This window comes from Ruegeria sp. BHSC026, assembly GCF_059613065.1.
On the sequence record NZ_JBXWRV010000015.1, the window covers coordinates 1 to 17,093 of the forward strand.

Below are 17,093 nucleotides of genomic sequence, written 5' to 3' on the forward strand. Positions count from 1 at the left end.
ATGACGCTGGACGAGATGGCCCGGATCGGCGGTGTTGGCGCGAAAAAGCTTGATCGCTATGGCGATACCTTCCTTGAGGTGATCGCGGGCGAGGCGCAGGCGCTGCATCCGGCGCGCCGCAAGCTGGCAGGGCGCGAACAGGGCGATATCTACGACCGACTGCTCGAGGTGCAGGCGCAGCTGGCCCGAGGCCCGGACGGGATCGACAAGCCGCTGAGCTGCTCTGCCGCGCAACTGGCCAAGGTGGCACAGATGCGCCCTTGCGACGAACGCGCGCTGGAGCAGATTCTGGGCGACCGCCGCGCCGAACGTTTCGCCGCCGCATTTCTGGACGTGCTGCGCGCGGCGGGCTAGGTATCGATGGGCAGGCACGAACAAGGGGGCAGACATGCTGGTGGTGATCTCTCCGGCCAAACGGCTGGACTGGGCAGAACGGGACGTGACACCGACCCAGCCCGATTTTCAGGACGACGCGGTCCGGCTGGCGAAGACCGCGCGCAACCTGACGCTGGGGGATCTGAAAAAGCTGATGAGCCTCAGCGACGATCTGGCCCGGCTGAACCGCGACCGGTTCCGCGCCTTTTCCGACGCGCCGCCGCCCGAGGCCACCCGGCCGGCCGCACTGGCCTTTGCCGGCGACACCTATCAGGGGCTCGAGGCGGCATCGCTGGACGCCGAGGAGCTGGCCTGGGCGCAGGACCATCTGCGCATCCTGTCGGGGCTTTACGGCCTGCTGCGCCCGCTGGACGCCATTCAGCCCTATCGGCTGGAAATGGGCAGCCGGCTGAAAACCCGACGCGGCAAGAACCTGTATGACTACTGGCGCGACCAGCTAAGCAAGGCGTTGAACGCGCAGGCCGAGGCACTGGGCACCGATACGCTGGTGAACTGCGTCAGCCAGGAATATTTCGGCGCAGTCGATCCCACGGCCCTGAAACTGCGGGTCATCACCCCGGTCTTCATGGAGGACAAGGGCGGCGTGCCCAAGATCGTCAGCTTTTTCGCCAAGAAGGCTCGCGGCTCAATGGCGCGGTACATCATTCAACACCGACTGACCGATCCGGAGAGCCTGCAGGATTTCGACACCGGCGGCTATGTGTATCGGTCTGATTTCTCGGAACCGGACAAACCGGTATTCGTGCGCCCCTATCAGGCCTGATACAGCAACGAGGCGTCATACGCCACCAGCTCGACCGTGTTGCCCTCGGGGTCCGTGGTAAACACGCCGCGCCAACCGATCCAGCCGAACCGTTCGACGCGATAGGGCTGGCCGATTTGATCATACCAGCGCATGACGGCCTCCTGTTCCGCAAACGGAAGAGACAAGGCGATATGGTGCAGCGACGATTGCGCCCCAGTCATGGGTTTGTCGGCAGCAGTGGGGTGTAAACCCGGCCGCGGCGCTGCCCCATGGTGAAAAAGCGCCAGAACCTGTGTGTGCCCGTCGAACCCTTCCGCAATCCGAAAGAATGCGATCGCCCTATCATGACCGCCATGCAGGCGGGTCAGCCCGATGACGTTTTCCTAGAAGTCAACCATCGCCGCCATGTTGGCGCAGCGTATTGCAATTTCGCCCAAGGCGCGGGGGCGAAAACCTCGTTCCTGTGACATGGCGCCCGCCTAAACCGCACCGGCTGGCTCGACAATGACGGGTTGAGCACCCGTCGGGCAATGCGCCTGGATCATTTCGCAGATCAGCTTCTTCTGCAGGGGCTTGGTCAGAAAATGATCCAAACCCGCCGCAAGGATATTTTCTCTGTCGCCCATCATCGCATGGGCCGTCAGGGCCACGATCGGGACGTGCCGGCCCGTTCCGATCTCTTTGCGCCGTATTTCCTCGGTCGTCTGCTTGCCGTCCATCTTCGGCATCGAAATATCCATGAAAATCAGGTCGGGTTCGAATTCGTCATAGGCCGCGATCGCCTCGAGCCCGTTGGCCGCCAGCCGTAGCTCGATGTTCAGGCCCTTGGTCATTTTCGTCAGGATCAGCTGGTTTGTCCGGTTGTCCTCGGCGGCCAGAACCCGCATGAGACGTCGTTTCCCGCTCGCCATGCGCACCGGGGCAGTGGCAGAGTCCGCCGCTCTGGGTCGCGGCAATACCCCACCCCCCAAATCCATCAGGCGCGAGAACAGTTCAGCCCGCGGGATCGGCTTCTTCAGAACGCCCTGGATCAGGTGGTGGTTGGGGTCGGCATGAATGATGCTCGGATTCGCCGAAATCAGCACGATCGGCACCTTGTCCCAGCCCCGGCTGCGCAACGTCGCCGCCAGTTCCAACCCATCCATGTCGGGCAGATCATGGTTGCACAGCACAAGATCCACCGACCCTTGCATCGCCGACAAGGCCTGGGTGCCGGTGGCGCAGTCCGTCACCTCGGCCCCGAGCCGTCGCAGCTGCTTGCCCAGAATCGCCCGGTTGACGGCAAGATCCTCGACCAGGACGACATGTTTCAGCCGGTCCGCAAGATCCGGCGGCGGAACGGGCTGCGCGCCCTCGACGGTGGGCAGCGTCAGGCGGAACCCGAAACAGGACCCTTTGCCCGGATCGCTTTCAACCCAGATGGCGCCGCCCATCATCGTGATCAGCCGCTTGCTGATGGCCAGCCCAAGCCCAGTGCCGTCGAACTCGCGGGATTTGGCGTCCTCGATCTGGTTGAACTCGCCGAAGATGTGGTCGATCTTGTCAGGCGGAATCCCAATGCCCGTATCCTCGATCGCGACGTGGATGTCGCAAGTCTTCCGTTCGGCATTCGGCACCCCGGTGACCCGGATCAGCACATGCCCCTGGGGCGTGAACTTGACCGCGTTTCCGACCAGGTTGGTCAGGACCTGCCGCACGCGGCCCGGATCGCCCACGAACAGCGTGGGTAGAAACAGGTCGTAGTCGACCAGAAGGGTCAGACCCTTGTCGCGCACCGTGGGTTGCAGCAACGTCGCGACCTCGAGGATGCAACGTTCCAGGTCGAATTTCTCGGGATGCAGTTCAAGCTTGTCGGCCTCGATCTTGGAATAGTCCAGAACGTCGTTGATGATGACCAGCAACGCCTCGCCCGAGGCGCGGATCGTATCGACATAGAGCCGCTGTTCGTCGTTCATCGGGGTTTCCGACAACAGGTCGGTCATCCCGACGATGCCGTTCATCGGGGTTCGAATTTCGTGGCTCATGTTGGCCAGAAAGGCCGACTTGGCCCGGTTGGCTGCCTCGGCCTTGTCGCGCGCGGCCTGCAACTGCGTCTCGTGCTGGACCGAGGCGGTGATGTTCAGCGCCAGGCTGACCACGTCGCCCCCTTGCCCACGCTGGTCGATCAGCTTGATGTACTGCCCGTTCCACAGCTGGATCACCTCGGGCGGAGGGGCCATCCGGGCCCAGCGCCGCCGCATCCGGGCTTTCCACGTCTCGGCCTCTTCGTCGGCGATGATGATGATCCCCTCGTCGGTCAGCAGATCGAGTATGCGTTGATACGAGACGCCTGGCGCGACCTCATCCAGCCCTTCAAATACGCTCAGATAGGCGGTATTGGCGCTGATCAGGCGATCATTGCCGTCAAAGAATGCGAACCCGTCCTGAATGGTCTGGATCGAATGCCACAGGCGGCGCTCGGCCACTTCGATCTTGGCATGTGCGATGGTCAGGTCGGATTTGACCCTTTCATTCTCGTCCCGAACGGTTGCAACCTCGGCCTGGGTTTCGCCGATCCGCTTGGTCAGCGCCAGGGCGTATTCACCCAGCTTTTGATTGGCCGACGACAATTCGGCCTGTTTCAATGCCAACATGCGTTCGGCCGCCAACCGCGCGCGCCGTTCCTGTGCCAGTTTTTCAGCAAGGCTCATTGTTGTTTTCCCGGTCCGTTCGGACACAGGATTCCGGCAGAGCGTGAAAATCTGTTTAAAACGCCTCAGCCACGCCCCTCACGCAGCCAGCCGGCCAACAGAAAGCCCCCCGCCAGCAGCAGAACCAGCCAGGGCGGGAGCAGGCCCGCCTGAGTCACGTCGCGGGTTTCATACGCCTCGCGCGGGGTCAGCCCGATCCAGCCGCGTCCGGCCGCCGGGCGTCCCGCGCGCACGTTGCGGATGGCCGGCAGCCCGTCCTCGACACGGATCGCACCGCCGCGCATGGCCGCCATGACCGGCGCAAGAATCTCGGGGGTGGCGATTGTGCGCTCGAATTCCCGCGGCGCGGCCGGGCCCAGGCCGATCACGGCAGTCAGGTCCCCTTCCTGCAAGCGGTAGAGGCCGATCTCTGGGCCGAAATACTGCGCCTCGAACCGGCCGGGCGACATCTCGCGCAGCGGCACCTCGAGCGTTTCGCCATTGGGGCGGGTGACGGTGACGGGGCCGACCTCTTCGTTCAGGGTCTGGCGGATGATGCGCATCGACTGGCCGTTGGCCTCGGCCCACAGCGCCTCTTCCTCGAGCTCGGGTTCCTTCATCATCCAGTGAGCCAGACGGCGCAGCAGTTCCAGTTGCGGGCCACCGCCCTCGTATCCGCGGCTCCACAGCCAGGCGTGATCCGAGGCCAGCAGCGCCACGCGCCCTTCACCCACCCGGTCCAGCACCAGCAGCGGCCGGTCGTCGACCCCGGTCATCAACACCTCGCCCGCGCGTTGTTGGACGTCGATTTGCCGCAGCCATGCGCCCCATTCACCGTCCTCGCCCAGATCGGAGGTCACAGGGTGCCTCTGACCCAGGTCGGTCACCGTGGGCAAATAGCGGTCCTCGATCACGCGGGCCGTTGGCTGTGCGGGCAGGATCGCGGACAGGGGCGAGCGGAAAATGCTGTCGGCGGTCGCGAAATCCGGCCCGGCCGCGATCAGCACCGCCCCGCCGTCATTGATATAGTTGGTCACGTTGTCCAGGTAGATCGCCGGCAGGATGCCGCGCCGCTTGTAGCGGTCAAAGATGATCAGGTCGAAATCGTTGATCTTCTCCAGAAACAGCTCACGCGTGGGGAATGCGATCAGCGACAGTTCGTCCACCGGAACCCCGTCCTGTTTCTCGGGCGGGCGAAGGATAGTGAAATGCACCAGGTCGACCGAGCTGTCGGATTTCAGCAGATTGCGCCAGGTGCGCCCGCCCGGATGCGGCGAGCCCGAGACCAGCAGAACGCGCAGCCGATCGCGCACCCCGTTCATCTGGATCAAGGCAGTGTTGTTGCGGTCGGTCAGTTCGCCATCAGCCTGCGGAACGGTGAACTGGATGACGTTGCGCCCGCCATGGGGCAGGGTCACCGGCAGCTCGACATCCACGCCGATCGGGATGCTGAATTGCTGCGGCTCGCCACCGTCCACGGCAATTTCCAACGGGGCCGAGACTGCACCGGCGGGCGCGGCGCCGCTGTCTTCGACCCGCAGGGTCAGCGTGACCGGCTCGCCGATGATGGCAAAGGCGGGAGCGTTGCGCACGATCAGGCGGCGGTCCCAATCCTGCGCGCGACCGGTCTGCAACAGGTGCATTGGCGCGGGCAGATCCGGGGCCTGATCGACGTCATGCACGATGCCGTCCGACAGGATCAGAATACCGGCGATGCGGGCGCGGGGTTCCTCGGCCAGCGCCGCATTCAGCGCCGCCATGACCTGAGTGCCTTCGTCCCCGTCGCCGTCGCCCACGGTGATGCGGCGCAGTTCGGTGTTGTCGCGGGCCTCGATCTCGGCAGCCAGGGCCTCAGCGGTCTGCGTGGTCTGTTCGGCGCGGTCAGATAGGGTTTGGCTGGCGCTTTCATCCTCAATCATCAGCACGATGTCGGTCAGCGGAGCGCGGTCCTCGATCTGGTAGACCGGGCCGGACAAGGCCGCCAAAAGTACCAGCGCCGCCAGACCGCGCAACGCCCAGCCCGACAGCCCGCGCCACAGCGCCAGGACCGTCGCGGCCAAAGCGATCGAACCAATGGCGACCAGAGCGGGCCACGGGATCAGCGGGTCAAAGATGACGGAACCGGTCATTGGCCCAACCTGTCAAGCAGAGCAGGCACGTGCACCTGATCGGATTTGTAATTCCCGGTCAGCACGTGCATGACCAGATTGACGCCGAACCGGTTGGCCAGCTCGCGCTGGCGTTCTCCGGCATAGCCGCGCCCGACCGGCAGCAACGCCTGCCCGTTCCGGTCGACTGCCCAAGCCCCGGCCCAGTCGTTGCCACCAATCACCACCGGAGTGACGTTATCATTGAGGTTGCGGAAGGGCATGCCTTCGATCTGTTCAGCGTCTGGGGGCGCGGCCTCGACCCAGATCTCGGTTCCGGCATAGCGCCCTGGGAAATCCTGCAACAGATAGAAGGTTCGGGTCAGGACGTGATCGCGCGGAACAGGCTCTAACGCAGGGATATTCAGCGGAGTCGCCAGCTGCTGCAGCTTGCGCCCATTGGGACTGGCGGCGCCGAATCCGGCAATGTCGGCATCGCGCGTGTCGAACAGGATCATCCCGCCCGATCGCAGATAGGCGTTCAGCCTGGCATAAGCCTCAGCCGAGGGCTGGGGCTGATCCGGTGTGATCGGCCAGTAGAGCAGCGGGAAGAAGGCCAGTTCGTCACGTTCGAGGTCCACACCCATGGGCTCGGCCGGTTCGACGGATGTGCGATAGGTCAGGGTCTGCGACAGGCCGCGCAACCCGGCATGGGCGACATCATCGACCTGGGCATTGCCGGTCAGGACATGGGCCAGCACCAATTCCTTGGTCGCCCGCAGGGCGAATTCGGTCTCTTCCGGCGTCTGCGCCTTCGCCTGCGGTACGATCAGAACCGCGCCCAGCGCCACCGCCGCCGCCCGCGCCAGCCCCAGACGCCCCGACAGCGCCAGCGAGGCCACAACGTCAACCGCCAGCAGGATCAGGGCGAGGCTCAGCAGCAGACCCCCGATCGGGGTCTCGGCACTGACCTCCTGCCCCTTGATGGGCACATCCGCAGGCCAGCTTATCGGGCGCAGCGTGCTGTCCTCGGTCAGCACGTTCAGGGCCAGCTTCTGCTTGCCGCTTTCATACAGACCCGGGCGCAGGTCGGGCCCCAATGCGCCGGACACCAGCGCGGGGCCATCGACACCGGCCAGATTGCCCGCGTCGGACAGGGTTCCGAACCCGTCCATCACCTGAATCGGCTCCCACGTGGTGCCTTGCAGCTGTTCGACCTGCCGCGTCTTGGCGGCCGAGGCCACGGCCAGCCGGTCGAGCATTTCGACGAACAGGCCCGACAGCGGCAGGGTCGACCATTCGGCATCGGCGGTGACATGGAACAGCACCACCTGACCCAGGCCCAGCGGCTTGCGCGTCACCAGCGGCGTGCCATCCGACAGCGCGGCGATCACCCGGTCGGCCAGGTTCGGGTCGGGCTGCGCCATCACCTGGGTGCTGACGGTCACATCGTCGGGGATGCGCAACCCGTAAAAGGGCGAGCCTTCCTGGAAAGGCGCCAACCCCTTGGCTTCGCCCCAGCTCATCGCGCCGCCGACCGAGCGGCCACCGCTGCGCAGCCGTACCGGCAGCAAGACGTCTTCGGCATCGCGGCCCAGATCGCTGGCCGCCATGTGCGGACCGGCAAAGCGTAGCAGCAGCCCGCCCTGTTCGACCCATTCGACCAATCCGGCCTGTTCGGCGGGGGTCAGCTTGGCCACATCGGCCAGCACGATCACATCCGGGTTGGCAGGCAGAACCTCGGCCAGCCCGCCCTCGACGAAATCGGCAGTGGGGATCAGAACCTGCGTCAGGTAGTGCAGTGGCGAAAGCAGCTCCAGCCCCTCGCGGTTGACGGTTCCGGCGATCAGGGCGACCTCGCGCCGGCGCAGGCTGTCATCGGTCAACGACACCGCCCCGGCCGACCGCTGGCCCTGCAGCTCGAACCGAGTGATGCGGGCGCGCAGTTCGGACGGCAACGCCAGATCGGCCTGCGCCTGGGTCGTGCCGCTGTCGAAGCTGACCTCAACCGATTGCAGCAGGCGCATCACGCCCGCCGGGTCGCGCCCCTGTGCATTGATGGTGACGGTCTGCGCCGGTCCGGGTGTGGCGCGCACCGCGGTCAGCCGGATCGCCCCATCCTGATAGGTGGCCGGCAGCAGCGCCAGGGTCGGCGCCGCCGCGCGATAGACCGTGACCGCGCCCCGCGCCTGCAGCGCAGACAGTAGGGTTTCGCGGCCCGGATAGTCCAGCTTGTCCGTGAACCAGTGCGCGTCGAACCTGCCCTCGACCCCCGCCAAGTCGGCCAACGCCTGCTCGATCTGCGCCGCGTCCGGCTGCCACGGCTGCGGAACCAGCCCGGGCAGGCGGTTGCGCCAGGCCTCGGCGGTCTGGAAGACGGGCGGTTCCGGCTCGGTCAGGCGCAGGATCGAGACCGGGCGCCCGGCCCGTCCGGCTTCGGTCAGCTGCGCGTCGATCTGATCCAGTGTGGCGGGCCAGCGCGTGGCCCCGGCCCAGCTGGCATCCAGCACCAGCAGCAATGGCCCCGATCCGGTTTCGTCGCGCGACGGGTTCAGCACCGGGCCGGCCAGACCGACAATAATTGCCGCCGCCGCCAGCATGCGCAGCAGCAACAACCACCACGGGGTGCGGTCGGATACGCTCTCGTCGTCCTTCAGGCCCAGCAACAGGGTCACCGCCGGGAACAGCCGTCGGATCGGCGCGGGCGGCACGGCGCGCAGGATCAGCCAAAGGATCGGCAGGGTCAGCAGACCCAGCAACACCCACGGCGCGGTAAAGCCGATGCCCGCCAGAACTGTCATCGCACCCCTCCGTCCAGCGCACGATAAAGCCACAACAGGGCCGCCTGCGCGCTGTCTTGGGTGTGGTGCAGGCCCAGTTGCCAGCCAGTCACCCGGCACAGGCGGGTCAGGTCATCCTTGCGTCGCGCCAGCCGCGCCAGATAGCGATCGCGCAGGTCTCCGGCCTTGAGGGTCTCGTGCCGGACCGTGCCGCCGACGCTTTCGAAGATAGTGCGCCCGCGATAGGGGAAGCTCTCCTCGCCCGGGTCCAGAACCTGCAGCAACACGCCACGCACGCCGCGATCGGCGGCCTTGGTCAGGGCCAGTTCGACCTCGTCCAGCGGACCGAGGAAGTCAGAGATGAACACGGCGCGGGCATGGGGGATCATGGCGCGGTGTTCGGGCGGGGCGTAGTCGGCCTCGGTATCTTCGGACAGGGCCTGCGCCAGCCGGATGATCTGGGCATTGCCGCGCCGGGGCGGCAGGGTGGTTCCGGTCAGACCCACACGCTCGCCCCCGCGCACTAGCAGGATCGCCGTGGCCAGCCCCAGCAGGCGGGCCCGGTCGGCCTTGGTGGGCAGGGATTTGTCGGACGCAAAGCGCATCGAGGCACCCTGATCGACCCACAGCATGATCGACTGCGCGATCTGCCATTCGCGTTCGCGCACATATTGCTGATCGCCGCGGGCCGAGCGGCGATGGTCGATCATCCGCCGGCTGTCGCCGATCTGGGCCGGTCGGTATTGCCAGAAATCATCGCCCAACCCCGAACGCCGCCGGCCGTGATCACCCAGCAGCACGGTTCCGGCCAGGTGTTCGGCCCGCGCCAACAGCGGCGGCAGCCGGGACGCCTCGGCCTCGGATCTTTCGCGAAGGGTGCGGACCGCGTTCACGCGGCCGCCTCGGCCCGGACAAGCCCGGCCGCGGTGGTTTCGATCAGGTCGGCCAGGCTGTCACCGCGCGCCCGCGCGGCGAAGTTCAGCGCCATCCGGTGGCTCAGCACCGGGCGCGCCATGTCCAGCACATCTTCGGCATTGGGGGCCAGCCGGCCCTGCAGCATCGCCCGCGCCCGCACCGTCATCATCAGCGCCTGCGCCGCGCGCGGACCGGGGCCCCAGGCGACGGTCTCGGACACGCGCTCGGACACGCCGGGTTCTTCGGGGCGGAACGCGCGCACCAAATCAAGGATCAGTTCGACCACCGACTCGCCCACCGGCATCCGGCGCAGCAGAACCTGCGCGGCCAGCAATTCTTCCTTGGTGAAGATCTGGTGCGCTTCCTCCTCGGCCACGCCGGTGGTGGCCAGCAGGATGTCACGCTCGGTCTGGCGGTCGGGATAGTTCACGTCGATCTGCACCAGGAAACGGTCCAACTGGGCCTCGGGCAGCGGATAGGTGCCTTCCTGTTCGATGGGGTTCTGGGTGGCAAGCACATGGAACGGCACGCCCAGCGCGCGATCCTCGCCCGCAACGGTCACCCTGCGTTCCTGCATCGCCTGCAGCAGCGCCGACTGGGTGCGCGGGCTGGCGCGGTTGATCTCGTCCGCCATCAAGAGTTCACAGAAGATCGGGCCGGGAATGAATCGGAAATGGCGACTGCCATCCTCGGCGGTGTCCAGAACCTCGGACCCCAGAATGTCGGCCGGCATCAGGTCGGGGGTGAACTGGATGCGATTGCCATGCAGGCCCATGACGGTGGACAGGGTTTCCACCAGCCGCGTCTTACCCAGGCCCGGCAGCCCGATCAGCAGGGCGTGACCGCCACACAGCAGCGCGGTCAGCGTCAGGTCGACGACCCTCTCCTGCCCGATGAAGCGGCGGGTGATCGAGGATTTGGCCTGTTGCAGTTTCGCTTCCAGCGCTTCGATCTCGGACACGAGGTCGGCAGGTTCGGTCATGACTTTCCCTTCCGTGGACTTAGTATAGATGAAGTGTATCGCGCTGCGAGGAAATGGCAAAAACAATGAGCGGACAAAATCCTGTGAAACCGTCCCCTGAGGGTCTGGCGGCCTCGGTCAAGGCGGCCAAACCGCGGGGTCTGCCCCCTGTCGACAGCTGGAATCCTCCGTTCTGCGGCGATCTGGACATGCGCATCGCGCGCGATGGCACTTGGTATTATCTAGGGTCGCCCATCACCCGGTTCGAGCTTGTAAGGCTCTTTTCCTCGATTCTTAAGAAAGAAGGGGACGCCTATTTCCTGGTCACCCCGGTCGAGAAGGTCGGCATAACGGTCGAAGACGCGCCGTTTGTGGCGGTCGATTTCGACCGGACCGGCGCGGGCGAGAATCAGGTTCTGACTTTTACCACCCATGTCGGCGATACGGTGACGGCCGGGCCGGATCATCCGATCCGGGTGGTCATCGACCCCGAAACGAGTGAGCCGAGCCCCTACTTTTTGGTGCGATCGAACCTCGAGGCGCGGATCGACCGCAAAAGCTTCTATCGGCTGGTGGACATCGCCACCCATCACAACGGGCAGTTCGGCGTCTGGTCGGGCGGGCAGTTCTTTGCCATCGCGCCATCGGACATGGTGGGTGAAGGCTAGGCCGTCTGCCGCCCGGGCCGGTCCTGCGCCAGCACCACGGCCAGCGCCACCACCGCCGCGCCCAGCGCTCGGGTCCAGTTCCACTCTTCTCCCAACACCAGCATGATGACCATCACATAGAACGGGGCCACGTTGATGTGGAACGAGGCAAGCGCCACGCCCAGCTTGCCGACCGAGGCGATGAACAGAACCTGGCTGAGCCCCAGCGATATCAGCGCGTAGATGACCAGCATCCCGGCCTGCTGCGTGTCGATGGCACCCTGGGGCCGGAGGTCGAACCCGGCCAGGCTGGCCAGTCCGATCAGCACCGAGGCCACGATCGCGCCACCGGCCAGCGTGATCGTGGTGCGGCCGGTCTGGCTGAGGTCCGGGAAATCGCGTGCCGTGGCCATGCTGCCCCAGCAGAACAATGTCGTGGACCCGACCGCGCAGAGCGCACCCAGCCCAAGCTGCGCGGGCGCGATGGCGCTGGTGGCGATCAGCCCGCCGATGATCGAAACGACCACGCCCAGCGCGAAATTCGCGCGCAGGCGACGGGTTCCCGCGGCCAGTTCCAGCAGGGTGGCCACCAGCGGCGCGCACGAGGCGATGATGGCGACCGTCACCGGGTCGGTCAGCTTCTGCGCCAGGATGATCAGGAACATGCCCAGCCCCAGGCCAAAACCGCCGACCCGCACCGCATGTCTCCATCGGGCGCGCAGCACGGCGCCGGGTCCGTCGATCCAGATCCAGATCGGCACCATCACTGCCACCGCCAGCATCAGCCGCGCTGCCCATAGGGCGACGGGCGGCCAGGACTGCAACAGGATCTCGGCCGCCGGGAAACCGGCCGCCCAGGTCAGCATCGACGCCACCGCCAGCCCGTTTCCGGACAGGGCGGATTGCCGCGCACCGGTCGCAGTGAAACTGGGCCCGCGAACGGGGTCCGGACTCATCGCCATCGGTTTCAACCCTTTTGTTGGTGCAGCGCCACGAAAATGATTCGCTGCGACACCCCGACCCTTCACAATCGGCCCGCGCCGGTCTGGCCGATTTTCGACATATTGTCGTTTTCAAACCCTTCCTCTGCACGCCGCACGCCACTAAGGTCGGCGCGCCATCAGCCCGAGAGGACAATGCCCCGATTTGCCGCCAATATCTCGCTGCTCTTTGCCGAGCTGCCCTATCTCGACCGGTTCAAGGCGGCGGCGGATACAGGGTTCAAAGCGGTCGAGATCCTGTTTCCCTATGACTTGGCGGCCAAGGAAACCCGCCGCGCTTTGCTGGCAAACGGGCTGGACCTGGTACTGATCAACGCGCCGCCGCCCAACTATACCGGCGGCCAGCCCGGCTATGCGGCCGTTCCGGGGGGCGAGGGGCGGTTCCGGTCCGACATCCGCCGCGTCCTGCGCTATGCCGAGGCGTTGAGGCCCGGCCTGATCCATGTGATGGCGGGCTATACCTCGGGGGCGGACGCGCAGGACTGTTTCGTGCGCAACCTGCAATGGGCCGCGGATTTTGCCCCGCATCAGCAGTTCACGATCGAACCGCTGAACCCGGTCTCGCAGCCCGAGTATTTTCTGAACGACTATGATCTGGCCGCCGCGTGCCTAGACCGGATCGACCGCCAGAATGTGGGCCTGCAATTCGACAGCTTTCATGCCCGGATGATCCATGGCAATGCGCAGGCCGTCTGGGACAGATTCCGCGACAGGATCGTGCATATTCAGATCGGATCGGCCCCCGACAGGTCGGAACCCGGCCGGGACGAGACCGATTTCACCGCCCTGTTCGCAGCAATCGACGACAGCGGTTATGACGGCTGGGTCAGCGCCGAATACACGCCCTCGACCCGGCGCACCGACGCCTCTCTGCATTGGATGCGATAGGCCTGTGCGCCTGCGCACTGGAAATCACATTTCGAATGTTGCATATGAAAAGGTAAATCAGCAGAGGAACAGCCGCATGATCCCAGCCCGTTTTGCCCCCGTCCTGTTCGGATTGATCCTGTCGGGGCTGATGTCCTGCATCGTGACCTGCATCGCAACGGTCAAAGAGATCGGGCTGGGTCCCGAGACCCTTGGCAGCTGGATGGGCGCCTGGAGCGTCAGCTGGCCGGTGGCCTTCGCAGTGGTCCTGTTCGTGGCTCCGCTGACCCGTCGGCTGGTGGCGCTGCTGGTCAGGCCCGAGGCCTGACCAGCCGCGAAGATGGTCCGCCGGGCTTGATGAGTGGCACGGCGCTTGCCTAATGCGCCTCGGCCCAGTTGGCGCCCTTGCCCGCATCCACCGTCAGTTTCACATCCAGCTTCACCGCCGGATCGGGCGCGTTCTCCATCACGTCGCGCGCAATCTCGATGGTCTTGTCCACCGCATCCTCGGCCACTTCGAACAGCAGTTCGTCATGCACCTGCAGCAGCATCTTGGCCGGCAGCCCGTCGATCGCCTGAGGCATCCGCACCATCGCCCGCCGGATCACGTCCGCCGCGGTGCCCTGGATCGGCGCGTTGATGGCCGCGCGGCGCGCGAACCCCGCCTGCGGCCCCTTGGCGTTGATCTCGGGCGTGTGGATCTTGCGCCCGAACAGGGTCTGCACATAGCCATGCTCTTTGGCGAAGGCGATGGTGTCATCCATGTAGCGCCGGATGCCCGGGAAGCGTTCGAAATAGCGGTCGATGAAGCCCTGCGCCTCGGCCCGCGGAATGCGCAGGTTGCGCGCAAGACCAAAGCCCGAAATGCCGTAGATCACGCCGAAATTGATCGCCTTGGCCTTGCGGCGGATTTCGGGCGTCATCTCGTCCAGCGGCACGTCGAACATTTCCGACGCGGTCATGGCGTGAATGTCCAGCCCATCGGCAAAGGCCTGTTTCAAGGCCGGAATATCGGCGATATGCGCGAGGATGCGCAGCTCGATCTGTGAATAGTCGAGCGACACCAGCACGTTGCCCGGCTCGGCGATGAAAGCCTCGCGGATGCGGCGGCCTTCTTCGGTGCGCACCGGGATGTTCTGCAGGTTCGGATCGGTCGAGGCCAGACGCCCCGTGTTCGCCCCGGTGATGGCATAAGACGTATGCACCCGCCCCGTATCGGGATTGATATGGGTCTGCAGCGCGTCGGTATAAGTCGATTTCAGCTTGCTGAGTTGCCGCCAGTCCAGCACCCGGCGCGGCAGCTCATGCTCGGTCGCCAGATCTTCCAGCACGTCGGCGCCGGTCGAATACTTGCCGGTCTTGCCCTTCTTGCCGCCCTCTAGGCCCATCTTGTCGAACAGGATCTCGCCCAGCTGCGCAGGCGAGCCGACATTGAAATTCTCGCCCGCCAACTCGTGGATTTCAGCCTCTAACGCAGCCATTTTCTGGGCAAACGCGTTCGACATGCGGCTCAGCACGTCACGGTCGACCTTGATGCCATGCATCTCCATCTCGGCCAGAACCGGCACCAGGGGGCGCTCGAGCGTTTCATAGACGGTGGTCACCTGAACCCGGTGCAGCTGCGGCTTGAACAGCTTCCACAGGCGCAGGGTGATGTCAGCGTCCTCGGCGGCATAGGCGGTGGCCTCGTCGATTGGCACCTTGTCGAAGGTGATCGCCGACTTGCCCGTACCCAACAGCGGCTTGATCGGGATCGGCGTGTGGCCCAGATAGCGTTCGGACAGCGTGTCCATGCCGTGTCCATGCTCACCCGCATGCATGGCATAGGACATCAGCATCGTGTCGTCGATCGGGACGACATCCACGCCGTAGCGTGCAAAGATCTTGGCGTCATATTTCATGTTCTGCCCGATCTTCAGGATCGACGGATCCTCCAGCACCGGCTTGAGCATCTCCAGCGCCTCATCCAGCGGCATCTGCCCTTCGGCCAGCGCGTCCGAGCCGAACAGGTCGTCACTGGTACCGTCGCGGTGGGTCAGCGGGATATAGCAGGCCTCGCCCGGCTCGATGCACAGCGAAATGCCGACCAGATCGGCCACCATCTCGTTCAGGCCGGTTGTCTCGGTGTCCACCGCCACCCAGCCACGTTCATGCGCCTGATCGATCCATTTCTGCAAGGCCGCGGCATCACGCACACATTCGTATTTGCTGGCATCGAACGGCAGTTCGTCAGCCGGCGGATCATCCGACGCGACCGGCGCGGGCGCATCCGCGATCACCGGCGGCTCGACCCCCAGCTTCTCGGCGATCCGCTTGGAAAGCGTGCGGAACTCCATCTCGGCCAGGAACGACAACAGCTTGTCCGGGTCGGGGTCGCGAAGCTCCAGATCGTCCAGCGTGAAATCCAGCGGCATATCGCAATCCAGCTGCACCAGCTTCTTCGACAGCTCGATCTGGTCGCGCTTCTCGATCAGGGTCTGGCGGCGCTTGGGCTGCTTGATCTCCTCGGCCCGGTCCAGCAGCGTCTCCAGGTCACCGAACTCGTTGATCAGCAGTGCCGCCGTCTTGATCCCGATCCCCGGCGCGCCCGGCACGTTGTCGACGCTGTCACCGGCCAGCGCCTGCACATCCACGACGCGCTCGGGATAGACGCCGAATTTCTCGAACACCCCCTCGCGGTCGATGCGCTTGTTCTTCATGGCGTCCAGCATTTCGACACCGTCGCCCACCAGCTGCATCAGGTCCTTGTCGGAACTGACGATGGTCACCCGCCCCCCGGCCTGGCGCGCCTGACAGGCCAGCGTGGCGATGATGTCGTCGGCCTCGTAACCCTCCAGTTCTTTGCAGGGGATGTTGAAGGCCTCGGTCGCCTGCCGGGTCAGGGGGATCTGCGGGCGCAGATCCTCGGGCATCGCCTCGCGGTTGGCCTTGTAGAGGTCGTACATGTCATTGCGGAAGGTGTGCGAGCCCTTGTCGAAGATCACCGCCAGATGGGTCGGCGCATCGGGGCCGTGGTCGCCATCCACGTAACGCTGCAACATGTTGCAAAAGCCCGAAACGGCGCCAATCGGCAGCCCGTCCGATTTCCGCGTCAGCGGCGGAAGGGCGTGATAGGCGCGAAAGATGAAGGCTGATCCGTCGATCAGATGCAGATGGCAGCCTTTTCCGAATGTGCTCATGCGCGCTCTCCCCGTCAGTCAGGGACGGTTCTGCCACAGGGGCAGCCGGGTGACCAGTCAGGAACGCGCCCTAGCCGCCAAAAGGACCGGTGAAAACATCCGAGAAACTGTTCAGCAGCGCCATGATGACCAGCGCGACGAGGAACGCGAAAAACGCCATTGCGAAGAACTGGAACAGAATCGCGCCGGTTCCGATGACCACACCGGCAATGGCCGGGCGGCGTTTTTCGTGCCGCAGGATGCCGATGACCGAGACGACGATCGCCAACCCGCCCAGCATGGCGACACCGATCTGCAGAAAGTCATCCAGATCGCGGGTGGGCGCGACCGGCGCGGGCTGCTCCATCCCCGCGGCGGCCCGCAGGGTCGATTTACCCAACTCGGCGGCCAGTTCGCCCAGCGTCACGCCGGTGGATTGCTGCGGCGCAAACGGCCCTGCCCAGAACACGAACAAGGCTGCGAACAGGGCCAGTGCCGCAAGGCAAAACCCGGCCCAACCAAAAACCGGATTGCCGGTATCAGCAGCAGTCATATCGGTCATCATTCGCACCTACGTTGGTTACACCAACGCACTAGGTGAAAATCGCGGCGAGATTTGGGCGGACCGCGGTTGGGCAGGCAATCAGTGTTGCTGTGCGTCCTTCAGAACATACTTGCAATCGCAATAGGGGCACTCGACCCAGCCCTGATCCACGGGGATCTGCAACCAGACGCGCGGATGGCCCAGCGCGCCCTCACCGCCATCACAGGCGACACGGCTTGTCTCGACGATCTTGGTTTCCGGAGCTTCGATTGTCACGGCGTGCGATCCTTCACTGGTTGTCGGCCTCGCGGGCATGCATTAGG

At 65.1% G+C, this 17,093-nt stretch carries 16 protein-coding genes; 6 read left to right on the plus strand and 10 right to left on the minus strand.

Features of this window, described 5'->3' with window-relative positions; genetic code table 11:
• Both AC2FME_RS15140 and yaaA read left to right on the plus strand, forming a co-directional pair.
• A partial coding sequence (locus AC2FME_RS15140) for an HRDC domain-containing protein (RefSeq protein WP_496800879.1) occupies positions 1-354 on the plus strand: 354 nt, incomplete at its 5' end.
• 34 nt (positions 355-388) lie between these two features.
• Positions 389-1,159 carry a peroxide stress protein YaaA gene (yaaA, locus tag AC2FME_RS15145; RefSeq protein WP_496800880.1) on the plus strand — a complete coding sequence of 257 codons (771 nt, stop codon included), beginning with the start codon at positions 389-391 and terminating at the stop codon, positions 1,157-1,159.
• On the opposite strand, the gene AC2FME_RS15150 is transcribed toward yaaA, so the two are convergent.
• Complete coding sequence (locus AC2FME_RS15150; protein WP_496689511.1) at positions 1,150-1,293, minus strand: hypothetical protein; 144 nt, start codon at positions 1,291-1,293, stop codon at positions 1,150-1,152. The genes yaaA and AC2FME_RS15150 overlap by 10 nt on opposite strands.
• Positions 1,294-1,410: 117 nt before the next feature.
• On the opposite strand from AC2FME_RS15150, the gene AC2FME_RS15155 reads away from it, so the two are divergent.
• A complete protein-coding gene (locus AC2FME_RS15155; RefSeq protein WP_496800881.1) occupies positions 1,411-1,608 on the plus strand; it encodes a hypothetical protein in 198 nt (65 codons plus the stop codon).
• 12 nt (positions 1,609-1,620) lie between these two features.
• Here AC2FME_RS15155 and AC2FME_RS15160 read toward each other — a convergent pair whose 3' ends face one another.
• The 5 genes from AC2FME_RS15160 to AC2FME_RS15180 form a co-directional block, all read right to left on the minus strand.
• Positions 1,621-3,831 (minus strand): response regulator, encoded by a 2,211-nt coding sequence (locus AC2FME_RS15160; RefSeq protein WP_496800882.1) that lies wholly within the window; start codon positions 3,829-3,831, stop codon positions 1,621-1,623.
• 65 nt (positions 3,832-3,896) lie between these two features.
• Positions 3,897-5,939: a hypothetical protein gene (locus tag AC2FME_RS15165; RefSeq protein WP_496800883.1), complete on the minus strand. Its 2,043-nt coding sequence runs from the start codon at positions 5,937-5,939 to the stop codon at positions 3,897-3,899.
• Positions 5,936-8,698, minus strand: a complete 2,763-nt coding sequence (locus AC2FME_RS15170; protein WP_496712398.1) for a DUF4159 domain-containing protein — start codon at positions 8,696-8,698, stop codon at positions 5,936-5,938. Before AC2FME_RS15170 ends, AC2FME_RS15165 begins: the two co-directional genes overlap by 4 nt.
• Entirely contained in the window at positions 8,695-9,570 is an 876-nt protein-coding gene (locus AC2FME_RS15175) for a DUF58 domain-containing protein (protein WP_496800884.1), read from the minus strand. Before AC2FME_RS15175 ends, AC2FME_RS15170 begins: the two co-directional genes overlap by 4 nt.
• Positions 9,567-10,574: an AAA family ATPase gene (locus tag AC2FME_RS15180; RefSeq protein ID WP_496742499.1), complete on the minus strand. Its 1,008-nt coding sequence runs from the start codon at positions 10,572-10,574 to the stop codon at positions 9,567-9,569. Before AC2FME_RS15180 ends, AC2FME_RS15175 begins: the two co-directional genes overlap by 4 nt.
• 65 nt (positions 10,575-10,639) lie before the next feature.
• On the opposite strand from AC2FME_RS15180, the gene AC2FME_RS15185 reads away from it, so the two are divergent.
• On the plus strand, positions 10,640-11,221 hold the full coding sequence (locus tag AC2FME_RS15185) for a DUF1285 domain-containing protein (RefSeq protein ID WP_496800885.1): 582 nt from the start codon (positions 10,640-10,642) through the stop codon (positions 11,219-11,221).
• Here AC2FME_RS15185 and AC2FME_RS15190 read toward each other — a convergent pair.
• On the minus strand, positions 11,218-12,156 hold the full coding sequence (locus AC2FME_RS15190; RefSeq protein ID WP_496742497.1) for a DMT family transporter: 939 nt from the start codon (positions 12,154-12,156) through the stop codon (positions 11,218-11,220). The genes AC2FME_RS15185 and AC2FME_RS15190 overlap by 4 nt on opposite strands.
• Before the next feature lie 180 nt (positions 12,157-12,336).
• Between AC2FME_RS15190 and AC2FME_RS15195 the strand changes: the two genes are divergently transcribed.
• Together AC2FME_RS15195 and AC2FME_RS15200 are read left to right on the plus strand one after the other, a co-directional pair.
• Positions 12,337-13,089 carry a hydroxypyruvate isomerase family protein gene (locus AC2FME_RS15195; protein WP_496800886.1) on the plus strand — a complete coding sequence of 251 codons (753 nt, stop codon included), beginning with the start codon at positions 12,337-12,339 and terminating at the stop codon, positions 13,087-13,089.
• A 76-nt stretch (positions 13,090-13,165) separates the two neighbouring features.
• A complete protein-coding gene (locus tag AC2FME_RS15200) occupies positions 13,166-13,396 on the plus strand; it encodes a DUF2798 domain-containing protein (protein WP_490362085.1) in 231 nt (76 codons plus the stop codon).
• 49 nt (positions 13,397-13,445) lie between these two features.
• On the opposite strand, the gene polA is transcribed toward AC2FME_RS15200, so the two are convergent.
• The 3 genes from polA to AC2FME_RS15215 form a co-directional block, all read right to left on the minus strand.
• Positions 13,446-16,247 (minus strand): DNA polymerase I, encoded by a 2,802-nt coding sequence (gene polA, locus AC2FME_RS15205; RefSeq protein WP_496800887.1) that lies wholly within the window; start codon positions 16,245-16,247, stop codon positions 13,446-13,448.
• A 70-nt stretch (positions 16,248-16,317) separates the two neighbouring features.
• Complete coding sequence (locus tag AC2FME_RS15210) at positions 16,318-16,788, minus strand: hypothetical protein (RefSeq protein WP_496800888.1); 471 nt, start codon at positions 16,786-16,788, stop codon at positions 16,318-16,320.
• An 81-nt stretch (positions 16,789-16,869) separates the two neighbouring features.
• A complete protein-coding gene (locus tag AC2FME_RS15215) occupies positions 16,870-17,046 on the minus strand; it encodes a zinc-finger domain-containing protein (protein WP_496800889.1) in 177 nt (58 codons plus the stop codon).
• Between the last annotated feature and the right edge of the window lie 47 nt (positions 17,047-17,093).

What these genes read in the sequence shown, in the direction of transcription:
- yaaA (WP_496800880.1), top strand. Translation starts at nt 389, where the DNA reads ATGCTGGTGGTGATCTCTCCGGCCAAACGGCTGGACTGGGCAGAACGG.
- AC2FME_RS15150 (WP_496689511.1), bottom strand. Translation starts at nt 1,293, where the DNA reads ATGCGCTGGTATGATCAAATCGGCCAGCCCTATCGCGTCGAACGGTTC.
- AC2FME_RS15155 (WP_496800881.1), top strand. Translation starts at nt 1,411, where the DNA reads ATGGTGAAAAAGCGCCAGAACCTGTGTGTGCCCGTCGAACCCTTCCGC.
- AC2FME_RS15160 (WP_496800882.1), bottom strand. Translation starts at nt 3,831, where the DNA reads ATGAGCCTTGCTGAAAAACTGGCACAGGAACGGCGCGCGCGGTTGGCG.
- AC2FME_RS15165 (WP_496800883.1), bottom strand. Translation starts at nt 5,939, where the DNA reads ATGACCGGTTCCGTCATCTTTGACCCGCTGATCCCGTGGCCCGCTCTG.
- AC2FME_RS15170 (WP_496712398.1), bottom strand. Translation starts at nt 8,698, where the DNA reads ATGACAGTTCTGGCGGGCATCGGCTTTACCGCGCCGTGGGTGTTGCTG.
- AC2FME_RS15180 (WP_496742499.1), bottom strand. Translation starts at nt 10,574, where the DNA reads ATGACCGAACCTGCCGACCTCGTGTCCGAGATCGAAGCGCTGGAAGCG.
- AC2FME_RS15185 (WP_496800885.1), top strand. Translation starts at nt 10,640, where the DNA reads ATGAGCGGACAAAATCCTGTGAAACCGTCCCCTGAGGGTCTGGCGGCC.
- AC2FME_RS15190 (WP_496742497.1), bottom strand. Translation starts at nt 12,156, where the DNA reads ATGAGTCCGGACCCCGTTCGCGGGCCCAGTTTCACTGCGACCGGTGCG.
- AC2FME_RS15195 (WP_496800886.1), top strand. Translation starts at nt 12,337, where the DNA reads ATGCCCCGATTTGCCGCCAATATCTCGCTGCTCTTTGCCGAGCTGCCC.
- AC2FME_RS15200 (WP_490362085.1), top strand. Translation starts at nt 13,166, where the DNA reads ATGATCCCAGCCCGTTTTGCCCCCGTCCTGTTCGGATTGATCCTGTCG.
- polA (WP_496800887.1), bottom strand. Translation starts at nt 16,247, where the DNA reads ATGAGCACATTCGGAAAAGGCTGCCATCTGCATCTGATCGACGGATCA.
- AC2FME_RS15210 (WP_496800888.1), bottom strand. Translation starts at nt 16,788, where the DNA reads ATGACCGATATGACTGCTGCTGATACCGGCAATCCGGTTTTTGGTTGG.